Annotated in this window: 21 protein-coding genes and 2 tRNA genes; 11 read left to right on the top strand and 12 right to left on the bottom strand. The window is 69.0% G+C overall.

The window, feature by feature from the left end:
* The first annotated feature begins 19 nt into the window (after positions 1-19).
* The 9 genes from QSJ30_RS12320 (at position 20) to cydB (ending at position 9,365) form a co-directional block, all read left to right on the top strand.
* A complete protein-coding gene (locus QSJ30_RS12320) occupies positions 20-1,255 on the top strand; it encodes a TolC family protein (RefSeq protein WP_285609683.1) in 1,236 nt (411 codons plus the stop codon).
* The gene (locus QSJ30_RS12315; protein WP_285609680.1) at positions 1,252-2,283 is read left to right on the top strand and encodes an efflux RND transporter periplasmic adaptor subunit; all 1,032 of its coding nucleotides are present in this window, start codon (positions 1,252-1,254) and stop codon (positions 2,281-2,283) included. Before QSJ30_RS12320 ends, QSJ30_RS12315 begins: the two co-directional genes overlap by 4 nt.
* Positions 2,273-5,578: an efflux RND transporter permease subunit gene (locus tag QSJ30_RS12310; RefSeq protein ID WP_285609678.1), complete on the top strand. Its 3,306-nt coding sequence runs from the start codon at positions 2,273-2,275 to the stop codon at positions 5,576-5,578. Before QSJ30_RS12315 ends, QSJ30_RS12310 begins: the two co-directional genes overlap by 11 nt.
* 3 nt (positions 5,579-5,581) lie before the next feature.
* On the top strand, positions 5,582-5,794 hold the full coding sequence (locus QSJ30_RS12305; RefSeq protein WP_285609676.1) for a YgaP family membrane protein: 213 nt from the start codon (positions 5,582-5,584) through the stop codon (positions 5,792-5,794).
* Positions 5,791-5,964: a DUF6132 family protein gene (locus tag QSJ30_RS12300; RefSeq protein ID WP_285609674.1), complete on the top strand. Its 174-nt coding sequence runs from the start codon at positions 5,791-5,793 to the stop codon at positions 5,962-5,964. The genes QSJ30_RS12305 and QSJ30_RS12300 overlap by 4 nt, the downstream gene beginning before the upstream one ends.
* A 53-nt stretch (positions 5,965-6,017) precedes the next feature.
* Positions 6,018-6,341: a thioredoxin gene (gene trxA / locus QSJ30_RS12295; RefSeq protein ID WP_285609672.1), complete on the top strand. Its 324-nt coding sequence runs from the start codon at positions 6,018-6,020 to the stop codon at positions 6,339-6,341.
* Positions 6,341-6,691 (top strand): rhodanese-like domain-containing protein, encoded by a 351-nt coding sequence (locus tag QSJ30_RS12290; RefSeq protein WP_285609670.1) that lies wholly within the window; start codon positions 6,341-6,343, stop codon positions 6,689-6,691. Before trxA ends, QSJ30_RS12290 begins: the two co-directional genes overlap by 1 nt.
* 283 nt (positions 6,692-6,974) lie before the next feature.
* Entirely contained in the window at positions 6,975-8,309 is a 1,335-nt protein-coding gene (locus QSJ30_RS12285; protein ID WP_285609668.1) for a cytochrome ubiquinol oxidase subunit I, read from the top strand.
* A 9-nt stretch (positions 8,310-8,318) separates the two neighbouring features.
* Positions 8,319-9,365 (top strand): cytochrome d ubiquinol oxidase subunit II, encoded by a 1,047-nt coding sequence (cydB, locus tag QSJ30_RS12280; RefSeq protein ID WP_285609665.1) that lies wholly within the window; start codon positions 8,319-8,321, stop codon positions 9,363-9,365.
* A 45-nt stretch (positions 9,366-9,410) separates the two neighbouring features.
* On the opposite strand, the gene QSJ30_RS12275 is transcribed toward cydB, so the two are convergent.
* The 12 genes from QSJ30_RS12275 to QSJ30_RS12220 form a co-directional block, all read right to left on the bottom strand.
* Positions 9,411-9,959, bottom strand: coding sequence for a hypothetical protein (locus tag QSJ30_RS12275; protein WP_285609664.1), 549 nt, complete (start codon positions 9,957-9,959; stop codon positions 9,411-9,413).
* Positions 9,959-10,624 carry a (d)CMP kinase gene (cmk, locus tag QSJ30_RS12270; protein ID WP_285609661.1) on the bottom strand — a complete coding sequence of 222 codons (666 nt, stop codon included), beginning with the start codon at positions 10,622-10,624 and terminating at the stop codon, positions 9,959-9,961. Before cmk ends, QSJ30_RS12275 begins: the two co-directional genes overlap by 1 nt.
* Positions 10,625-10,659: 35 nt before the next feature.
* Complete coding sequence (locus QSJ30_RS12265) at positions 10,660-12,111, bottom strand: NapC/NirT family cytochrome c (RefSeq protein ID WP_285609659.1); 1,452 nt, start codon at positions 12,109-12,111, stop codon at positions 10,660-10,662.
* A gap of 183 nt (positions 12,112-12,294) precedes the next feature.
* Positions 12,295-13,983 (bottom strand): RecQ family ATP-dependent DNA helicase, encoded by a 1,689-nt coding sequence (locus tag QSJ30_RS12260; protein ID WP_285609657.1) that lies wholly within the window; start codon positions 13,981-13,983, stop codon positions 12,295-12,297.
* The gene (gene hisC / locus QSJ30_RS12255; RefSeq protein WP_285609655.1) at positions 13,984-15,111 is read right to left on the bottom strand and encodes a histidinol-phosphate transaminase; all 1,128 of its coding nucleotides are present in this window, start codon (positions 15,109-15,111) and stop codon (positions 13,984-13,986) included.
* Positions 15,111-15,707 carry an ATP-dependent Clp endopeptidase proteolytic subunit ClpP gene (gene clpP / locus QSJ30_RS12250; RefSeq protein ID WP_285609654.1) on the bottom strand — a complete coding sequence of 199 codons (597 nt, stop codon included), beginning with the start codon at positions 15,705-15,707 and terminating at the stop codon, positions 15,111-15,113. The genes hisC and clpP overlap by 1 nt, the downstream gene beginning before the upstream one ends.
* Positions 15,708-15,782: 75 nt before the next feature.
* Positions 15,783-17,465, bottom strand: a complete 1,683-nt coding sequence (tig, locus tag QSJ30_RS12245; RefSeq protein ID WP_285609652.1) for a trigger factor — start codon at positions 17,463-17,465, stop codon at positions 15,783-15,785.
* 33 nt (positions 17,466-17,498) lie between these two features.
* Positions 17,499-17,583 (bottom strand) — tRNA-Leu (locus QSJ30_RS12240).
* Between the two features lie 24 nt (positions 17,584-17,607).
* Positions 17,608-17,684 (bottom strand) — tRNA-Arg (locus QSJ30_RS12235).
* Positions 17,685-17,738: 54 nt separating this feature from the next.
* The gene (locus QSJ30_RS12230) at positions 17,739-18,674 is read right to left on the bottom strand and encodes an adenosine deaminase family protein (protein WP_285609650.1); all 936 of its coding nucleotides are present in this window, start codon (positions 18,672-18,674) and stop codon (positions 17,739-17,741) included.
* Positions 18,675-18,732: 58 nt separating this feature from the next.
* Positions 18,733-19,026 (bottom strand): FYDLN acid domain-containing protein, encoded by a 294-nt coding sequence (locus tag QSJ30_RS12225; RefSeq protein WP_285609648.1) that lies wholly within the window; start codon positions 19,024-19,026, stop codon positions 18,733-18,735.
* An 81-nt stretch (positions 19,027-19,107) separates the two neighbouring features.
* Entirely contained in the window at positions 19,108-20,175 is a 1,068-nt protein-coding gene (locus QSJ30_RS12220) for a hypothetical protein (RefSeq protein WP_285609646.1), read from the bottom strand.
* Positions 20,176-20,284: 109 nt separating this feature from the next.
* Between QSJ30_RS12220 and QSJ30_RS12215 the strand changes: the two genes are divergently transcribed.
* Together QSJ30_RS12215 and QSJ30_RS12210 are read left to right on the top strand one after the other, a co-directional pair.
* Positions 20,285-20,644 (top strand): STAS domain-containing protein, encoded by a 360-nt coding sequence (locus QSJ30_RS12215; protein WP_285609644.1) that lies wholly within the window; start codon positions 20,285-20,287, stop codon positions 20,642-20,644.
* Positions 20,645-20,658: 14 nt separating this feature from the next.
* Entirely contained in the window at positions 20,659-21,084 is a 426-nt protein-coding gene (locus QSJ30_RS12210) for an ATP-binding protein (protein ID WP_285609642.1), read from the top strand.

Below are 21,084 nucleotides of genomic sequence, written 5' to 3'. Positions count from 1 at the left end.
GGGGCAGGGGGGCCTGACCGTGGCTGAAAGCATCCGGAAGGCCTGGACCGACCAGGCCGGGCTCCGGGCGGGCCAGGCCATGGTGGAGTCGAGGCAGGCGGAGGCCGAAGGCTATCGCGACCTCCGGTTGCCGAGCCTCACCCTCCAGGCCCAGGGGATCCGCACCAGCGAGCCCATGATGGCCTTCGGCATCAAGCTGAACCAGGCCCGCATCGGGGCGGCGGACTTCAACCCGCTGGTCCTGAACCACCCGGATCCCATCGGCGCCTACGGGGGTTCCGCCGTGCTCCAGCAGCCCCTCTATGCCGGCGGGCGCATCACCGCCGCCCGGCGCGCCGGCGACTACCTGGCCCTGGCGGAGGCCGCGAGCCAGGAGCGCCGGAAGCAGGAGACGGCCCAGGCCGTGGTGGAGGCCTACTTCGGCACCCAGGTGGCCGAGCAGGCCCTTCTGTGGGTGGAGGACTCCCGCGCCTGGATCCAGGGCCTGGAGGACTTCGTGGGGGCCCGCGTCGAGCAGGGCCTGATGCTGGAATCCGAGCTTCAGCGCCTGAAGGCCTTCCACGCGCAGATCGAGGCCCAGAAGGCGGAGGTCACCAAGCAGGTGCGCTCCGCCCGCTCCGGCCTGGGCCTGCTCACGGGCACCGGGCCGGTGGAAGGGCCCCTGGCCACCCCATTGGAGCCCACCGATCCAGCAGCCCCTCTGCCCTCCGGAGCACGAGGCGACCTGCTGGCGGCGGATCTGCAAGCGAAGGCCGCCGGGGAGGGCGCCAAGGCCGCCCGCGGCAACCTGCTGCCCGAGGTGGGTCTGGAACTCGGTGCGGGCACCCTCCATCACTCCTGGTCCGACAAGGGCAACTGGACCTGGGCCGCCGTCGGGGTGAAGTGGAAGGTGTTCTCCGCCCCGGATCGGGCCAAGGCCAAGGCGGCCCGGGCCCAGGAGCGCGCCGCCCGCGACTTGCGCGACTTCAGGCAGCAGCAGGCGGAACACGAGATCCGCGTGGCCCGGGAAGGCGTCCTGGCCGCCCAGGCCCGCCATGCGGCCGCGAAGGAATCCCTGGCAGCCGCGACGGAGGCCAAGCGCCTCCGCGAGGCTCGCCACAGGGCCGGCCTCGCGCCGCTCATCGAGGTGCTCGATGCGGAGGCTGCCGTCCAGGGCGCCCGCACCCTCCTCCTTCAGAGCCTGTTCGAGCTGCGCGTGAGTCGCGCCGGCCTCGACCTGGCCACCGGCCATCCCATCGAAGGAGTGAAGCCATGAAGTACGCAGGTGTGCTCGTCACGTTGGGCGCGGCGCTGCTCGTGAATCTCGCTTGCGGGAGCAAGCAGGATTCCCGAGTTGAAAAAGAGCTGCCGAAGGTGGCCGTCTCATTGGTGGCCCAGGGCACGCCGGAAGGCGGCGCCTGGGTGGCCGCCACGCTCCAGTCCACCCGCACGGCCATGCTGTCCACCCGCATGGCCGCCCAGGTCCGGCGCGTGCTGGCCCAGGAGGGCCAGCGCGTGGCCGCCGGCACCCTCCTGATCTCCCTCGGCGACGAGGACCTGCAGAGCCAGCTCCGGGCCGCCGAGACCGGGCTTGCCACTGTTGAGGCCCACCACCGGCGCATCCAGGCCCTCCAGGCCCAGAAGGCCGCCACCCCCTCGGAACTGGAGCAGGTGCAGGCCCAGGTCGCCCAGGCCCAGGCCGGCGTGTCGGCCCTCCGGGCCAACATCGCCTATACCCAGATCCGCGCGCCCTTTGCAGGGGTGGTGCAGTCCCGCAAGGTGACCGAAGGCGACTTCGTCGGTCCTGGGACGCCCCTCCTGGAACTCGTCGGTGAGGGCGAGCAGGAGCTGGTCGCCACGGTATCGGAAGAGGAGGCCCGCGGGCTGAAGAGCGGGGCCAGGGTGGTGTTCGACGCCGAAGGCGTCCAGGGTGAAGCCCAGATCACGGGCCTGGCGCCCGGCGGCGATTCCACCACCCACAAGGGCACCCTGCGCGCCAAGGTGCTCCAGCCCAAGGGCCTGCGCCAGGGCTCCTTCGCACGCATCCTCGTGCCGGGCGCCAAGGCGGCCCCGGGCCTCTCCGTCCCCCGCAGCGCCCTCGTGCAGAGGGGCGAGCTCACCGGCGTCTTCGTGGCCAAGGACGGCCATGCCGAGCTGCGCTGGCTCTCCCTGGGCGAAGGCGAGGGCAGCTTCCTGCCGGTCCGCTCGGGCCTGAGGGCGGGCGAGCAGGTCATCGACCATCCCGGCGCGCTCCAGGATGGCCAGCCCATCGACCTCTCCGGCGGGGTGCCCCATGGCAAGTGAGCCCAGGCTGGGCTTGGCCGGAAAGCTCGCCCAGAGCTTCCTCCGCAACAAGCTGACGCCCCTCATCGTCCTCGCCTCGCTGCTGCTGGGGGTGCTTGCCGTGGTGCTCACGCCCCGCGAAGAGGAACCCCAGATCGTCGTGCCGATGGTGGACCTCTACATTCCCTACCCGGGGGCCAGCCCCAGGGAAGTGGAGAGTCAGGTCGCCACGCCCATGGAGCGCCGCCTCTGGGGCATCCCGGGCGTCGAGTACCTCTACAGCATGAGCCGGCCCGGTCTGGCGCTCATCACCGTGCGCTTCAAGGTGAACGAGCCCCAGGAGCCCAGCCTGGTGAAGATCTACCAGGAGCTGGCAGCCCACCCCGACCTGCTGCCCCCCGGGGCCATGAAGCCCATCATCAAGCTCCAGACCATCGATGACGTGCCCTTCCTTGTGCTGAACCTCCACGGGGCGGAAGCCGCCGCGGGCCAGACGCCCGGCCAGCTCCGCCAAGTGGGCGAGGTTCTGGCCCGGGAGCTGTCGGGGGTGCCCAGCACCGCCCAGGTGAAGGTCATCGGCGGCGCGCGCCGCATGGTCCGCATCGAGCCCGACCCTGATCGGCTGCGGGCCCTCGGCATGTCCATCGGCGAGCTCCAGCCCGCCCTGCAGTCCGCCGAGGCCCAGCTGCCCGCTGGTGCCCTCGTGGACGGCGGCAAGCGCACGGAGCTCGAGGCCACGGGCTTCGTGCTCCAGGCCGCCGAGCTGCGCCGCCTGGTGGTGGGTGTGCGGAACCAGAAACCCGTCTACCTGGCCGATGTGGCCAGGGTGGTGGATGCGCCGGAAGTCGAACCGCCCATCGTTCTCTTCGCGGAGGCCGCCCGGGCCGGCTTCGAGCCCGCGGTGAGCGTCACCCTCTCCAAGCGCGCCGGCGCCAATGCCACGGCCCTGGCGGACCAGGTGCTGGCCAAGGTGGAGGCCCTGCGGGGCAACCTCATCCCCCGCGATGTGAAGGTTGCGGTCACCCGCAACTACGGTGAGACCGCCGGCGACAAGTCCAACGAGCTGATCGAGCACCTGCTCATCGCCACCCTCAGCGTCATCGCCCTGATCCTCCTGGCCATGGGCTGGCGCAGCGCCGTGGTGGTGGGCATCGCCGTGCCCGTCACCCTGGCCCTCACCCTGCTGATCACGTACCTGTTCGGCTACACGCTGAACCGGGTGACCCTTTTCGCCCTCATCTTCTCCATCGGCATCCTGGTGGACGACGCCATCGTGGTGGTGGAGAACATCCACCGCCACCTGCATCTGCCGGGCCCGAAGAAGAGCTTCGCCCGCATGGTGGTGGAGGCCGTGGACGAGGTCGGCAATCCCACCATCCTGGCCACCTTCGCGGTCATCGCCGCCATCCTGCCCATGGCCTTCGTGCGCGGCCTCATGGGCCCCTACATGCGCCCGATCCCCATCGGCGCCAGCCTGGCCATGCTGTTCAGCCTGGTCATCGCCTTCGTCATCAGCCCCTGGGCCAGCCTCATCGTGTTCCGGAAGGAGGCCCACCTTCCCGAGACCGATACCTCCGGCCTCCATCCCGCCAGCCCGGATCGCGTGGCCCCGGAACCGGCCCCCCATCACCGCGGCCCCGACGAGGTTCCGGAGACCCGCTTCACCCGCCTCTACCGCAAGGTCATGCACGCGCTGTTGACCCGGCCCCCGGTTCGCTGGGCCTTCTTCGCGGGCGTCTTCGTCCTGCTCCTGGGGGCCATGTCCCTGGTGGGCTTCGGGGTGGTCAAGGTGAAGATGCTCCCCTTCGACAACAAGTCGGAGTTCATGGTCCAGCTCGACCTGCCGGCTGGCACCCCGCGGGAGGATGCCCTCGCCGTGGGCCAGGACATCGCCCGGCGCCTGCTGAGGGAGCCCACCGTCAAGGACGTGCAGGTCTACGCCGGCGAGGCCGCGCCCTTCACCTTCGTGGGCATGGTGCGCCACAGCTTCCTCCGCCAGGAGGCGGAGATGGTGGATGTCCAGGTGAACCTGGTGCCCAAGGGCGACCGGAAGGAGCAGAGCCACGCCATTGTCGTCCGCCTGCGCCCCGAGCTGGAGAAGATCTCAAGGTCGACGGGGGCCCGGATGAAGCTCGTGGAGATCCCGCCCGGCCCGCCGGTCATGGACACCATCGTGGCCGAGGTCTACGGCCCCTCGGAAGCGGAACGCACCCGTCTCGGGGGCGAGGTGCTCCAGGCCTTCCAGCGTGTGGATGGCATCGTGGACGTGGATTCCTCCCTGAATGCGACGACGCCCAAGATCAGCCTGGTGCTCGACCGGGAGAAGGCGGCGCTGCATGGCGTGGCCCCGGCGAGCGTGATCCAGACGCTCTACACGGCGGGCCATGGTCACACGGCCGGGGCCTTCCACGTGCTGCGGGGCTCCAGCCAGGTCCCCGTGGTGCTGCAGCTCGCTTCGGAGAAGCGCCAGCGGCTGGACCAGCTCCTCCAGCTCACCGTTTCCGGTGCCCGGGGCATGGTTCCCATCCGGGAGTTGGTGACGGTGCAGGAGGGCCGCGAAGAGGCGACCATCCACCACAAGAACCTGATGCCCGTCGCCTACGTCTTCTCGGACCTGGCGGGCAGCATCGAAAGCCCGGTCTACGCCCTGGCGGCCCTCAACAGGGAGATCGATGCCCTGAAGGGCACCGGCGGCGCCAAGGTCGTGCGCCTGGGGCTGGCCCACCCCGAGAACACCGAGAACCTGGTCATGAAGTGGGACGGCGAGTGGCACATCACCCTCGAAGTCTTCCGGGACCTGGGCATGGCCTTCGCGGCGGTGCTGGTGCTGATCTTCGTACTGGTGGTGGGCTGGTTCGAGAGCTTCGAGATCCCCTGGGTGATCCTGGTGCCGATCCCGCTGTCGCTCATCGGCATCATCCCCGCGCACGGTCTGATGGGTGCCTTCTTCACGGCCACCAGCATGATCGGCTTCATCGCCGGGGCGGGCATCATCGTCCGCAACAGCATCATCCTCGTGGATTTCATCGAGCTGAAGCTGAGGGAGGGCATGTCGCTGGAGTCCGCCGTGGAGGAGGCGGGCGTGGTGCGCTTCCGTCCCATGCTGCTGACGGCCGCCGCCGTGCTGGTGGGCAGCGCCGTCATGCTGGCGGATCCCATCTTCCAGGGACTGGCCATCAGCCTCATGGCCGGCGAAGTGGCCGCCACCCTGCTGTCCCGCATCGCCGTGCCCGTCCTCTACTACCTCGTGGCCCGCCGGGGCCACGCCGCCCACCTGCAACGCCAGTCGGCCGTCGCCGCCCCACCTGAGGAGTAATCCATGAATGTCGACCGCATCGTGCACACCGTCGCGGGCACCTTCATCCTGCTGAGCCTGGCGCTCGCCCGGTTCCACAACCCCAACTGGATCTGGTTCACGGTCTTCGTGGGCGCCAACCTGCTCCAGAGCGGCCTCACCAACTGGTGCCTGATGTCCACCATCCTGCGCAAGCTGGGCGTGCCGGAAGGCCCCGGTGTGGGATGTTGCCGATGAAGGCCACCGCCCTCCGCATCACCCTGGGACTCGTGGTCGGCGGCCTCCTGGGCTACGGCTGGCACCGCCTGGTGGGGTGCAGCACGGGCACCTGCCCCCTGACCGCGACGCCCCTCCGGGGCATCAGCTTTGGCGCCGTCATGGGCCTGCTCTGGGCCCTGGCGCGCTAGGCCGCCCGACCCCTCTATCGGCCGGCCCAGGCCGGATCTGCACTGGAGTCCCCATGTCCGAGGTCATCCACCTCACCACCGAGGCCTTCCACAAGGTCTCCTCCCACGGCACTCCCATCCTGCTCGACTTCTGGGCGCCCTGGTGCGGACCCTGCCGCATGCAGGGACCCATCCTCGATGAGGTCGCCAGGACCAATGAGGCCGGGGCCATCGTCGCGAAGGTGAACGTCGACGAGGAGCCCCTCCTGGCCAGCCAGTTCAATGTGCAGAACATCCCCACCCTCGTGGTCCTCAAGGACGGCCGCATCCTGCGGCGCCTGGTGGGCGTCCAGCCCGTCCACGTCCTGCTGGACGCGCTTCAGCAGGCAGAGCTCTGATGGCCGAGTACTGGATCTACCTCATCCCGGTGGCCGCCATCGGCTACCTGCTCTGGAGTCGGCGTTCCGCCTCTGCGACGGACGTGAAGGCCCTGATTGCGCGGGGCGCCCAGATCGTCGATGTGCGGACCCGGGCCGAGTTCCGTTCGGCGGCCCATCCCAAGGCCATCAACATCCCCGCCGACCAGCTTGAGCAGCGGGCCCGGGAGCTGGACCCGGCCCGCCCGGTGCTGGTCTGCTGCGAGACGGGCAGCCGCAGCGGTTTCGCGGTGGCCTTCCTCAAGCGCCAGGGCTTCAAGGAGGTCCACAACCTGGGCTCCTGGCGCCGCATCCACTCCTTCTTCGAGTGAGCGGCGGCGCACTCCGGCCCACCCAGAAAAACGGCGGGCCCACCCCGGGCCCGCCTCCCCTACCCCTGAGCCTTGCGGATCCGCGGGGGATCCGGTGCTGGGATGAAAAATATGATATGACTAAATAGTGATTTAATACTATAGAAAACAATGTGACCTTCGTCACTCCACGTATTCTCCTTTGGTGTCAGCTCTTCCGGTGGGTCGCCCCCCTCCGGTCGTGGGATACTGGCGGCGCATCAGGGCACCAGAGACACCGCAGGCATTCATTCCGGGAGAGACCATGGGTGATCCGCTTTTCTGGCACAGGCTGCAGTTCGGATTCACGGCGACGTACCACTACCTGTTCCCGCAGCTCACGATGGGACTCGCCCTGGTCATCGTGGTGCTGAAGGCCATGGGCCTCAGGACCAGCGAGGCCCGCTACAACGACGCAGCCCGGTTCTGGATCAAGATCTTCGGCATCAACTTCGCGATCGGCGTGGTGACCGGCATCCCGCTGGAGTTCCAGTTCGGCACCAACTGGGCGGCCTTCTCGCGCTTCTCCGGCGGCATCATCGGGCAGACGCTGGGCATGGAGGGCATGTTCGCCTTCTTCCTCGAGAGCAGCTTCCTGGGAATGCTGATCTGGGGCGAGAAGAAGCTCTCGCCGAAGGGCCACTTCGGGGCGGCGCTGGCGCTGTGGATCGGCAGCTGGCTCTCCGGGTACTTCATCATCGCCACCAACGCGTTCATGCAGCACCCCGTGGGCTACGCCGTGGCCAAGGATGGCAGCCTCCAGCTGGCGAGCTTCTGGGCCTTCCTCCTCAATCCCTGGGCCCTGGGCCAGTACGCCCACAACATGATCGCCGCGGTGGTGACGGCCTCCTTCGTGGTGGCGGCCATGGGCGCCTTCTGGACCCTCAAGGGCATCCACCCGGTGCAGGCGAGGTTGAACCTGCGGACGGGCACGATCATGGGCCTGATCTTCAGCGTCTTCGTGGCCTTCCCCACGGGGGACATCTCCGGCAAGCTCGTGGCCAAGTACCAGCCCATCACCCTGGCGGCCATGGAGGGGCGGTTCGAGAGCGGTCCCCGCGCGAACCTGACCCTCATCGGCCAGCCCGACGTCGCCAGGCGGCGGATCGAGAATCCCATCCAGCTCCCCGCTGTGTTGAGCTTCATCGCCTACGGCAGCTTCTCCAGCAATGTGAAGGGCCTGCTGGAATTCCCCGAGGACCAGTGGCCCCAGAACATCGAGCTGCTCTACTACGCCTTCCACATCATGGCGGGGCTCGGGACGATCATGATCGCGGTGATGGCCCTGGCCGCCCTGCTGCTCTGGAAGGGACGGCTGGACCAGAACCGCCCGGTCCTGTGGGTGCTGATGCTGGCCTTTCCCTTCCCCTACATCGCCACGGCCGCAGGCTGGGCGGTGGCTGAGTTCGGCCGCCAGCCCTGGCTCATCTACGGCCTGCTGCGGACCATCCATGGCGGGTCGCCGACCGTGAATGCGGGCCACACGGCCTTCACCACCCTCGGCTTCGCCGGGATCTTCGTGGTGCTGAGCGTCCTGTGGCTCTTCCTCATCGGCCGGGAGATCGCCCACGGCCCCGTCTCCCACTCCGCGAAGGCCTAGGAGGCTGCCATGGAAATGCTCTGGTTCTGGCTGGTTTCCGTGATGGTCGCGATCTATGTGGTCATGGACGGCTTCGACTTCGGCGCCGGCATCCTGCACCTGGTGGTGGCCAAGACCAACGAGGAGCGCCGCCAAGTGCTGGGCGCCATCGGCCCGCTGTGGGACGGCAACGAGGTCTGGCTGCTGGCCGGCGGTGGCTCGATGTTCCTGGCCTTCCCGAAAGTTCTGGCTTCGGGCTTTTCAGGCTTCTACCTCGCCATCTGGCTGGTGGTCTGGTGCCTGATGCTCCGCGGCATCTCCATCGAGTTCCGGTCCCACCTCGACGATGGTCTCTGGCGCCGCTTCTGGGATGGCACCTTCGCCATCTCCAGCGTGCTGCTGCCGGTCCTCTTCGGGGCGGCGCTGGGCAACGTGCTCCGGGGCGTGCCCGTCGATGGCAGCGGCTACTTCGAGATGGCCCTCTGGACGGATTTCCGGATGGGCGCCCGGCCCGGGATCCTGGATTGGTACACCGTGCTGATCGGGGTGTTCGCGCTCGTGACGGTGGCCGCCCACGGCGCCCTGTTCCTGGCCTGGAAGACCGGCGGCGCGGTGCATGAGCGCTCCCGGGGCCTGGCCATGAAGCTCTGGGGGGGCGTGCTGGTGCTCTGGATCGTGGCGAGCTACGCCACCTCCGTGGTGAACCCGGACATCTTCCACCGCCTTCCCCAGGCGCCCCTGGGCTGGGTGGCCTCCCTGATCTTCCTGGCGGGCCTGGGCCTGGTGTTCGTGGGCATCCAGCGAGAGCGCTTCCTACTGGCCTTCCTCGGGTCGGGGGCCTTCATCCTCGGCCTCCTCGCCGCCAGCGCGGCCTGCGTCTATCCGGTGATGCTGAAGTCCACCCTGGACCCGCAGTTCGACCTGACGGCGGTCAATGCGGCCGTGGGCCAGCATGGCCTGCGGACGGGCCTGGTGTGGTGGCTCATCGGCTTCCCCATCGCCATCGGCTACCTGGCGTTCCTCTTCCGCTTCAACCGGGGGAAGGTGACGGCGGCGGCGGAGGGCGAGGGCTACTGAGGCCGGTCGGATCCTGCGATACGGCCCGGGTCTGCCGGGCCGTATTCATGCCTGCGAAGAGCTCCTGCGCCACCGCCAGGCCAGCCAGGCCCAGCAGGCGGCCATGCCCAGCCAACCCAGGACCCGGAGCCCCTGGGCCAGCGAGGTGTCCTGGGCCAGCAGCCCCCAGCGCCCGAGGAGGTTGGCCCAGTCGTGTTCGCCGCCACCCACCAGCGGCAGCACCTGGGAGCGGGCATCGCCCACATAGCGGGCGATGTTCAGCAGGTTCTCGAAGCACCAGATCCCCGCGAAGGCGGTGCCCGGGGCCTCCCGGCGGAGCCAGAAGGAGCCCGCGGCCAGCATGGGGACCAGCAGCTGCATGAGGGTGCCCCCGAGGATGGTGAGGGGCTCCCAGCCGAGGAGGCCGAAGAGCGGGTGCCCGGCTTCGTGGAACACCAGGTTCACGCCGTCCAGCAGTGGGATCCATCCGGACTCCGAGGCCAGGGCCGCGCCGCCCAGCAGGACCAGGGCGACACTCACGCCGACCAGGGCCGCAGTCCCCACCGGTTGCCACCCGGCCTCCCAGGCTTCAGCCAGCGGTTCCAGAAGGGGCATCACGGATGGGCCTGGTGCCGGGCCACGATCCAGTCCACCACCTCGTCGAGGGTGAGGTCGCTGGAATCCAGGGTGGTGGCGTCCTCGGCGGGCCGGAGGGGGGCCACCGCGCGGGTGCTGTCGGCCTCGTCGCGACGCCGCTGGTCGGCGAGCACCTCTGCGAACACCGGGGACTGGCCCTTGGCTTCCAGCTCGAGCAGGCGGCGCCGGGCCCGCGCCTCGGGGCTGGCCGTGAGGAAGATCTTGCAGCAGGCGGTGGGGAAGACCACCGTGCCGATGTCGCGGCCGTCCACCACCCAGCGCCCGCTGGCGCCGATGCGGCGCTGCTGCTCCACCAGCACCTCGCGCACCCGGGCATCGGCGCTCACGGGCGTCACGCCGCGGGTGACATCCTGGCTGCGGATGGCCTCGCTGACGTCCTCACCGGCGAGGAAGATGCGGGTGCCCTCCTGGGCGAGGTCCAGACCGGCCAGCAGGCGCTCCAGCCCGGCGCGATCCGCGAGGTCCAGTCCCGCGCGATGCACCGCCAGGGCTGCGGTGCGGTACATGGCGCCGGTATCGAGGTACTGCCAGCCCAGACGCGAAGCGACCCGCCGGGCTGTGGTGGACTTCCCCACCCCCGACGGGCCGTCGATCGCGATCAGGGAAAGGGCGGAAGCGGTCATGCCTTCATTCTGGGGGACCGCTCCCACCCTTGCCATTACTTCATGCCGAGGTCCTTGAGGACCTTGGGATCCTTCTCATCCTGGGCCAGGATCGTGTGGCAGGTGTCGCAGTCGCCCTTGATGGTCCGGCCGTCGGCGGCGGTGTGGCTGCCGTCGTGGCAGCGGAAGCAGCCCACGGCCTCCTCGTGCCCGATGTTGTTGGGGTGCGTGCCCCAGAGCAGCTTCATCTCGGGGAACACGTTGCGCAGGTAGATGGCCTTCACCGCTTCCGCGGCGGCATCCACCTGGGCCCGCTTGTGCTTGAACACCTCGGGGTAGCTCGTCCGGTAGAACTCGTTGATGCCCAGGACGATCTTCGAGGCCGCCTCCTGCTGGCTGGCGTACTCGACCTTCAGGAGCTCCACCGCCTTCTTCTTGATGTAGGGCAGCTCGGCGCTCATGCGCTTCTGGTTCAGGGCCTTGTCGACGGCGCGGTCGGGCAGCTCGAAGGCGTGGGTGGGCCGGTTGTGGCAGTCCACGCAGTCCATCTTGCGCTCGGTGGCCTTGGCGATCTGCTCGGGCTTCAGCTTCTTGTAGTCGTCGGTGACGTACTCCACGAGCTGGCCATTGTCGTCACGGTAGGTGACCTTGGGGATCTCCTGGCGGCGGTGGTCGGTGGTGATGTAGCTGATGCGCTCCATGGCATCGAGGTGCCGGCCGTGGATGCCCGTGGTGCCGTTGGCGGTGTGTCCGCCGATCTTCAGCAGGAGGATGCTGGTGGAGGGGGTGTTGCCCTCGTCATCGGCGTACTTGGTCCGGATGAGCAGCTTGTCGTCGGTGAACTTCTGGGGCCAGTGGCACTGTTCGCAGGTCTCGCGGGCCGGGCGCAGGTGCTCGACGGGGCTGGGGATGGGGCGGGAGTAGGTGCCGAAGGCCACGGCGAAGAGCTGCCGGGTGCCGGAGATCTTGGCCCGCACCAGGGCGGGGGCGCCGTGGCCGATGTGGCACTGGGCGCAGCCCACGCGGGAGTGGGGGGAGTTCAGGAAGGCCGTGTACTCGGGGGCCATCACGGTGTGGCAGGTGAGGCCGCAGAAGCGGTTGGAGTCCATGTACTCCACGCCCTTGAGGCCCGCGGTGCCCAGGATGCCGACGTTGATGAAGGTGAGCGCCCCCACCACCAGCAGCAGGCGGCGGATGCCGGGCTGGGTGAAGTCCACTTTCTGGAGCGGCGTGATGGGCTCGCCCGCCAGCCGGCGCTTGCGGCGCGTGCGGAGGATGCCGACGGGGATGAGCACCAGGCCCACCAGGAAGAGGGCGGGCAGGGCCAGGAACAGGACGATCCCGAAGTAGGGGTGGACGGCCCTCGGGCTGGTCAGCTCCATGAACCAGAACCAGACGAGCGTGAACGCCGAGCTGGTGGTCAGGGCCACGCCCAGCAGGGTCATCCAGTTGTTGCCCATCTGGAAGGCGAGCCTCACGAGATCCCTGATGCGTTCTTTGAAGCTCATGTATCCACCTCCGCGACGTGGGGCAAAAGACAAATGACAACCGAGTGTGTAATGTCCCTTTCCACCCTAAATTCCCCAGCGTGCCGAGGCAAGACGGTCCTGGGGATGGCGAGGGCCTATCTCCTTTGGTATCAATAGGGGCCGTTCCAGGTTGTGACAGAGGTCCCGGGCGTGGCGGGGGCCCTAGCTCGAGACTCCGCGCAGGAGCTGGAGGAAGGCCTCGCCGTACTGCTGGAGCTTTTTCGGCCCCACGCCGCTCAAGGCTAAGAATTCGGCTTCGGTGGCCGGCTGGAAACGGGCCATCTGCTGGAGGGTGGCATCGCTGAAGATCACGTAGGCGGGCACGCCCTTGGCGTCGGCCAGCCGTTTCCGGAGGGTCTTCAGGTCGCGGTAGAGCGCCTCCTCCCCATCCACCGGCCCCTCAGGCAGGGCGGGGCGGGTGCCGCGGGGCGAGCCCTTCTTGGCCTTGCCGGGCTTCGGGGCGGCTTCCAGCGGATCGGCGCCGGAGCAGATGTCGCAGGAGGCGCCGCAGGGTTCCATGCGCTCGCCGAAGTGGGCCAGCAGGGCCTGGTGGCGGCAGCGGAGGGAGTCGGCGAGGCGGAAGAGGTCGCGGGTCTGCCGCTGTTGCGCCTGGGCCAAGCCGGCATCGAGGCCATCGGTGAAGCGGTCGTAGCTGAGCACGTCGCCCCAGCTGTAGAACATCACGCAGTCGGCATCCGCGCCGTCGCGGCCCGCGCGGCCGATCTCCTGGTACCAACCCTCCACGCTCTTGGGCATGTCGCGGTGGATGACGTAGCGGATATTGCTCTTGTCGATGCCCATGCCGAAGGCCACCGTGGCCACGATCACGTCCACATCGTCCCGCTGGAAGGCCTCCTGGGCGGCCGAGCGGGCGGCCGCGTCCATGCCCGCATGGTAGGCCGCCGCGCGCACCCCCTCGCCCGCCAGGAAGGCCGCCGTGGCCTCCACGGCCTTGCGCGAGAGGCAGTAGATGATGCCGCTCTCCCCGCGCCGGGCCAGCACCAGGCGCAGCAGGGCCTCGCGCACGGGCGGCAGGCCTTCGACGCCCTTCCGGTAGGCGCTGATGCGCAGGTTGGAGCGGAAGAAGGATCCCTGCACCTCGAGGGGGCTCCGCATCTCCAGCTGGCCGGCGATGTCCCGGCGGACCTCGGGTGTGGCCGTGGCGGTGAGAGCCAGGACGGGCACGCCGGGGAAGCGCTGCTTCAGGCCCGCCAGGGTGCGGTAGGCGGGCCGGAAATCATGGCCCCAGTGGCTGATGCAGTGGGCCTCGTCCACGGCGATGAGGCGCAGGTCCACCTCGCGCAGCAGGTCGGCCAGGTAGAGCTCGAGGCCCTCCGGGGCGGCGTAGACCAGCTCCAGCTCGCCGCTCTTGAGGGCGCGGATGCGCTCCCGGCGGGCCTCCGCGCTGAGGCTGGAATTGAGGAAGGTGGCCCGGAGGCCGGCCTCCGTCAGGGCATCCACCTGATCCTTCATGAGGGCGATGAGGGGCGAGACCACCAGCGTCACCCCGCCCAGCAGCCGCGCCGGCAGCTGGTACGTGAGGGACTTCCCGGCGCCCGTGGGCATGATGCCCACCACGTCGCGGCCCGCCATGACGGCCTCGATGATGGCCCGCTGGCCAGGGCGGAAGGTCCCGTAGCCGAAGGTGGCCTTGAGGGCTGATTCCAGGTCCGGCGGAGCCTCCAGCCCGACGGCCAGGGCCTTCAGGGCCGCGATGCCGGCCGCATCGAAGGCCTGGGGCTCGGTTCTGTAGCGATCACGCAGGCGGGCCAGGCCATCCCGGCATTCCACACGCGCACCTTGCGCCAGCAAGGCGCGCAGCCGCTCGATCTCGTCGGGAACCTGGCCCAATCAGCAGCCGCCGTCGAGCAGGGGGCCGGCGGCGGCCCAGAAGGCCTGCATCTCCTCGGGCTTCCCGAAGGTCACGCGGATGTGGTTGGGCAGGCCGTAGCCCTGCATGGGCCGTACGATCACGCCGCGCTTGAGCAGCTCCTTGAACAGATCGGCGGCCGGGAAGGCGGTCTCCATGAGGATGAAGTTGCCGGAGGTGCCCGAGAGCCGGCAGCGGTGCCGGGCGGCTTCCATCACGAAGGCCGCCCGCGCCTCGGTGTTCTTCTGGCGGGAGAAGGCCTCGAAGGCCAGGTCCTGCACCGAGACTTCCGCCGCGGCCTGGGCCAGGTGGTTGGTGTTGAAGGGGCTGCGGACCCGCTCCAGGAAGCCCATCAGCTCCTTCGAGCCCAGGCCGTAGCCGATGCGCAGGGCAGCCAGGGCGTGGATCTTCGAGAAGGTGTGGAGCACCAGCAGGTTCGGGCGCTCGTCCAGGTAGGCGGCGGCGTCCGGATAGCTCGCGGGGTCCTCGTACTCGGCATAGGCCTGGTCCACCACGAGGATGATGTCGTCGCGGAGGGTGCGCACCAGGCGCTCGAGGGCGGCCTTCTCGAGGTGGATGCCCGTGGGGTTGTTGGGATGGCCGAGGTAGACGAGGCGCGTGTCGGCCGCGACGGAGCGGAGGATGTCATCGGCGTCGAGCTCCGTGGCCGTGGCCCGGGACTCGATGACCCGCCCGCCCGCCGTCTGGGTGGCGATGCCGTAGATGGCGAAGCTGTGCTTCGGGATGACGGCGCTGCCCCCGTCCAGGAGGGCGGCCTTGGCCACCATCTCGAGGATCTCGCTGCTGCCGTTGCCCAGCACCACGCGGTCGGGGGTGATCCCCTTGCGCTCGGCGATGCGCTGGCGGAGGTAGTAGCCGTCGCTGACCGGGTAGAGACCCAGACCCTCGAACTCCGAGCCCGAGATGACCGAGGCCACGCGGGCCTTCACGGCTTCGGTGGGCCCCCAGGGGTTCTCGTTGGAGGCCAGCTTGACGATGGAGCTGAGACCCAGCTCCCGCTGGACCTCCTGGATGGGCTTGCCCGGCACGTAGAGCGGGATGTGCGACAGGTGCTCGAAGGCGGGGACGGCAGAAAGGCTCGCGTTCATCAGGCCGGGCGCTCCGAGAGGACCTTGTCGACGATGCCGTATTCCAGGGCTTCCTCGGCGCTCATGAAGAAGTCGCGGTCCATGTCCTTGACGACCTTCTTCAAGGGCTGGCCCGTGTGCTTGGCGAAGGTGGCGGCCAGGTTGTCCTTCAGGCGCTGGATCTCCTTGAAGGTGATCTCGATCTCCGTGGCCTGGCCCTGGGCGCCGCCCGAGGGCTGGTGGATCATGATCCGCGCATTGGGCAGGGCGAAGCGCTTGCCCCGGGTACCGGCCGCCAGGAGGTGGGCGCCCATGGAGGCGCACTGGCCGATGCAGTAGGTGACGATGTCGTTCTTCACGAACTGCATGGTGTCGTAGATGGCCAGGCCCGCGGTGACGCTGCCGCCGGGGCTGTTGATGTAGATCTGGATGTCCTTGTCCGGGTCCTCGCTCTCGAGGAAGAGCATCTGGGCCACGATGGCGTTGGCCACGTTGTCGTCGATGGCCGTGCCCAGGAAGATGATGTTGTCCTTGAGCAGGCGCGAGTAGATGTCGTAGCTGCGCTCGCCGCGGGGCGTCTGCTCGATGACGATGGGGGGATAGTAGCTGCTGGGCATGGGCCCTCCGGCTGGTCGATCAGAATAGCAAGAAGGCGCCTTGGGGCGCCTTCTTCGCGGGGCCAGGACAGACCACTACTTCTTGGCAGCGGGCTTTTTCGCCTTGGGCTTTTCCTCGGCGGCGGGTTCTTCCTTCTTCGCCGGGGCCTTCTTCGGCTTCTCCGCGGCCGGCTCTTCCTTCTTGGCGGCGGCCTTCTTTGGCTTTTCCTCGGCCACCGGCTCGGCCTTCTTCACGGCGTCCTTGGCGGGTTCCGCCTCCGGCTTGGCCTTCGGGGCCTTCTTCGCGGGCTTGGCCTCGGCCTCGTGATCATGGTCGTGGTCGCAGTCGGGGCCGTGGACGTGGCCGGCGGGGGCCACGGCGGCGGGCTCGCCGCCCTCCTGGCCCTCCAGGTCGCCACCCTCCAGGCCGCCCGCGTCGAAGCGGTTCACCGGGATGCCGGCCTCGCGCTTGCGCTCCAGCTCCACCAGGGCCTCGAAGGCGGCCTTGTCCAGCAGCTCCTCGGTGACGGTGGCGGTGGCGAGCAGGTGGGTGAAGATGCGGTCCGTGCGGAGGCGGCCCTTGATCTCGGTGGTGTTGCCGCGGCGCTCCAGTTCGGCCTTGAAGGCCTCGAAGGGCTGCTGGACCTGGTTCTCGGCCATGAAGGTCCGGATCTCGGCGTCGATGTCGGCCTCGGGCACCTCGATGGCCTCGGTGTTGCCGATGGCCTGGAGCAGGTAGCCGCTGCGGACGGCGCGCTCGGCATCGTTCATGCGGTACTGGCGGTAGGCCTGCCAGTTCACCTTCTTGGGATCCATGCCCTGGCGGGCCACGTGCTGGGCGAACTCCTGGCAGTAGTCATCGAGCTGCAGGGCCACCATGGAGCGGGGCACCTCGAAGGGGGCGGCATCCAGCAGGGTGTCGAGCATGGTGGCGTGGAGGCGGGCCACGGCGTCGCGGTCGGCGGCCTCCTCCAGATCCTTCTGCACGGCGGTCTTCAGGGCCTCGAGATTCTCGAAGGTGCCCATGTCCTTGGCGAAGTCGTCGCCCAGGACAGGCACTTCCTGGCGGCGGATGTCCTTGACCTGCACCTCGTAGGCCAGCGTCTTGCCGGCGAGCACCTGGTTGGTGTCGTCCGCGGGGTGGGTGAGGTTGAAGGCCTTCTTCTCGTCGATCTTCATCCCGAGGAGCTGGGCGTCGAAGGGGCGCGTCCCGTCGATCTTCAGCACCTGGTCCTGGTAGGTCTGGGCCTTGAGGCCCTGGGGCTTCACGCGGATGTCGCAGGTGACCACCAGGTCCTGGGCCACAGCGCCGTCCTCGATGGGGAGGAGCTTGGTGGCGCGCTGGCGGAGGCCCTCGAGGTGCTCGGCCACGGTGGCCTCGTCGATGGCCCGCTTCTTCTTGGTGAGGACCATGGTCTTGTAGTCCGGCAGCACCACCTCGGGGGCCACGTCGAACTGGGCGCGGAAGACGGCATCGGCGCCCTCCTTCAGGTCCAGCTTCTCGAGGGAGGGGTGGGAGATGGGCATGGCGCCCGCCTCCTGGGCCGCCTTCCAGAAGTGCTTCTCCACCAGCTGCTGGGCCACGTCGGACTGGATCTCCCGGGCGTAGCGCTGCATCAGGACCGGCCGGGGGGCCTTGCCGGGGCGGAAGCCGGGGATGCGGACCTTCGGCGCGATCTTCGCCACCACCTCGTTGAAGGTGGCGCTCACCTCGGCGGCGGGCACCGTCACTTCGACGGCCTTGCGGGTGGGGGACTGGTGATGCAGGGTGGCGGACATGGATGCTCCGTGTGATGCGAGGGACGTGCGAAATGGTGCGAACGGTCGGACTCGAACCGACATGGTGTGAACCGCTGGAACCTAAATCCAGTGCGTCTACCAGTTCCGCCACGCTCGCAGGGATGCCAAATTGTCTGTCCGGTGGTGCGCCCAGAGCGACTCGAACGCCCGACCCTCAGGTTCGAAGCCTGATGCTCTATCCAGCTGAGCTATGGGCGCGCACCGAATCCCCTAGTCTACCGGGAAGACCCCCTGGCTTCGACCCCGGAAGCGTCAGGGCAGGAGACACCAGGCATCTTCGGCTCCGTGCCGCCTCAGGGCGGCCAGGGCGGTATCGTCCAGGCCCATGGACCGGGCTCCGGCCGCTTCGGTGGCCAGGTCGCAGGGGATGACGCCCGGATCGTCCGTGCCCAGGGCGCAGCGCACCCCGGCGCGGAGCATGCGGGGCAGCGGGTGGGGGGTCATGTCGGCGGCCAGGGCCCCGTTGGAGGTGGGGCAGATGTCGACCGGGATGCGGCGCCCGGCCAGCAGCTCCAGGGTGGCGTCATCGGCCCGGATGCCGTGGACGATGCGGGCCACGCCACCCTCCAGCACGGCCTCGCGGACGTTCGAACCCGGTCCGTTCTCGCCCGCGTGGGCGGCGATGCGCAGGCCCGCGGCCCGGGCGCGGTCGAAGACCGGGGCCCAGTCCCGGAAGGGGCGGCCCTCCAGCCCGCCGGTGGAAAAGCCCCTCACGAAGGGGGACAGGTCCGGCAGCACCAAGTCGAGGACCGCGTGGCCATGCTTGGGGCCGAAGTGGTTCACGGCATCCACCACGACGCAGCCCCGGAGCCCCTGGGCCCGCGCCTCAGTGAGGCCCTCCTCCAGGCCCCGCCAGAAGGCGTCGAGGGTGATCTGGCCGCGATGGACCACCAGGAAGTGGGGAGAGGCCCAGAGGTCGAAGCCCACGCCCCCCGCCAGCTGCGTGCGCCGGGTCACGGCCCGGACCGCCTCGCGCACGGCCTCGCGGCTGTCCAGCAGGGCCGCCCCGAAGAGGAAGGCCTCGATGAAGCCCTCGAAGGGCACGGCGGCGCCAGACCACAGGGCTTCCAGCGGGCCGGGCAGCGTCAGCCCGCGGCGCTCGGCCTCGCTCCGGACCCAGGCCGGATCAAGGGAGCCCTCGAGGTGGGTGTGCCGGTCAACGAGAGGGTGGATCGACGGGTCGTTCATCCCCGGCCCCTCCCGGAAAGGCTTTTCTTCCTCACAGCGAATGAGCGCAGCTCATTCGCTACTCGTCGTAGTCGTCCATGCGGAGGTCGCCGGGATCGAAGCCCTCGCCGCGGCCGCGCTCGATGGGAACGCCGCTTTCGCTGAAGGCCTCCTCGAGGTTCTCGGCCTCGGGCTCAGGCGTGAAGTCGTCCTCGATGACGTGGACGCTCTTCTCCTTCTTCACGGCGCGAGGCTTGGCGGGGGCCGCCTTCTGGTTGGCACCGCACTTGGGACACACCGCCTCCGGCTTGCCGAAGTCATAGAACTTCGTCGCGCACTGGAAACACGAAAACTTCTTGCCGAGATCCGCCATTGACTTGTTCCTCGCCCATGCCCAAAGGAACAAGGTTCTACCAGAGTCGGCTCCGGTTGTCACCCCTTCTGGATGGGGATCTCAGGCCCAGGGGGCTCCGCTCAGCTTGGAAGCGTCGTCATCGCACAGCTGGTGAATGACTGTGCTGGTGAAAATCCGGTGCTGCACTTCCACGTCCTCCCCGAAGCGCTCCACGAAGGTGGCGCGGCTCCGCTCGAGCTCGTCCCGGAGCAGGCCGTAGAGGTTGCCCTGGCTGCGGGCCTGGGCGACCTTCCCCGGGAAGTACAGCTCCACGTCGCCTACCAGGACGCGGGCCAGCCGTTCGGCGGCGGCGCGGGTCTTGGGGTCCAGGTCCATCGATGGAGGGGCCTCGATGGTATCGGGCACCATCTGCGTGGGGGCGCTGGACTGGCTGGCGGCGCTGGGAACGGGCAGGGCGTGCGCCATGGGTTGGGGCAGAGGGTGGGCGGGCTCGTCCTTCCCGGCGGCCAGGCTGCCCAGCGAGGCGGAAGCCGCCAGCACCAGCGCACGCACCAGCTCGGGGTGGTCCAGCTTCTGGCGCAGCCCGCTGTCCACCAGCAGCAGGGCCACGGCCTTGCGCTTGTGGCGGATGGGGAGGATGACCAGGTCGGCGGCCTCGTAGGGGCTCAGCACCGCGAGCAGGGCCGAGTAGCCGGCCCCCTTCTTCCGCAGGGAGCGCCCCAGGCCCTGGATCACGGCCTCCAGGTCGGGGGGGGGCACGACGGCGCCGGGCTTCAGGGGGGCATGCGCCTCGAAGCCGCGGTGGGCATACAGGGAGGCCAGCCCCTGCTTGAGGATGAAGAGGGCGCTGCGCTCGACGAGGGGCTCCAGGCCGTCCAGGAGGCGCTTGAGGAGGTCGCCCTGGGAGGGGGCCCCCTCCACGAGATCGAGGGCTCCCGCGAAGGCCGCCATGGCGCCGCCTGTTTCCGGCTCAGCGGGTGCCTGGGCCGGAAGCGCCTGGCGGAGGCGCTCCAGCAGGGCCTCGTCGGGCTGGAAGCGCTCCATGGCCAGCTGCCAGGTGGCGATCACCTCCTCGAGCAGGCTCTGGTTCTTCTGATTCAGCCACGATTCCAGGGGCCCGCGGAGGGCGTCGTGGGTGGGCTGGTCCTCAGGGCGGGCGGCGCTCATGGGGGGACTCGAGTGAAAGGTTCGGATCCAGGGTATCCCAGTTCGGGGCGCTCACTGGCAATTGCCCCGTGGAACCGATAGGATGGCCCAGGTTCCTTGGAGATGGCGGATGGCGGATCTTTCCATTGCGGTGAGGCAGGCTGGCGACGTGGCGGTGCTCCTGCCCGCTGGTTTCATCAACGCCCACACCGTGCGCGAGTTCGAGGAGGCCCTGGAAGGGCTGGTCCGCGACGGACGCTACACCATCCTCCTCAACTGCAAGAACCTCAACTACATCAGCTCGGCCGGCCTGGGGGCCATCATGGGCCTTATCGAGACGGTCCGGGAACACCAGGGCGACATCCTGCTGTCCGACCTCCAACCGAACGTCTTCGCCATCTTCGATACCCTGGGCTTCACCCAGCTCTACCGGGTCTTCGGCGCGGAGGACCAGGCCCTGGCCGCGGTCACGCCGGAACGGAAGGGGTGAGCGTGGCGGCCACCATGGAACCAGCCGAGTTCCGACTCGTGATCCCGAGCCAGACCCGCTACCTGAACCTGGTGACGGGGCTGGCCAAGCGGGCCTCCCTGGTCGCCGGTCTCGATGATGCCACCGCCGCCAAGGTGAGCATCGCGGTGGACGAGGCGGTGACCAACGTGATCCTCCATGCCTACCACGGCGAGGGCGAGCACAGCGTCGAGCTGGAGCTGCGCTTCACCGAGCAGGCCCTGGAGATCCACATCCTCCACTCCGGCCAGGGGCTCCGCGGCGACCAGATCGTGCTGCCCGATCCGAAGGAATACATCAAGCATCCCCGGAAGGGGGGGCTGGGCCTGCTGCTCATGAGCCGGTTCATGGACGAGGTGCGGTTCAAGGCGGACGAGGCCTCGGGCCGGAACGAGTGCTGCCTGATCAAGAAGCTGGATTGA

This window comes from Geothrix edaphica, from assembly GCF_030268045.1.
Classification (GTDB): domain Bacteria; phylum Acidobacteriota; class Holophagae; order Holophagales; family Holophagaceae; genus Geothrix; species Geothrix edaphica.
Note: the sequence above shows the minus strand (reverse complement) of the source record. Positions and strands in the feature narration are given on the sequence as shown.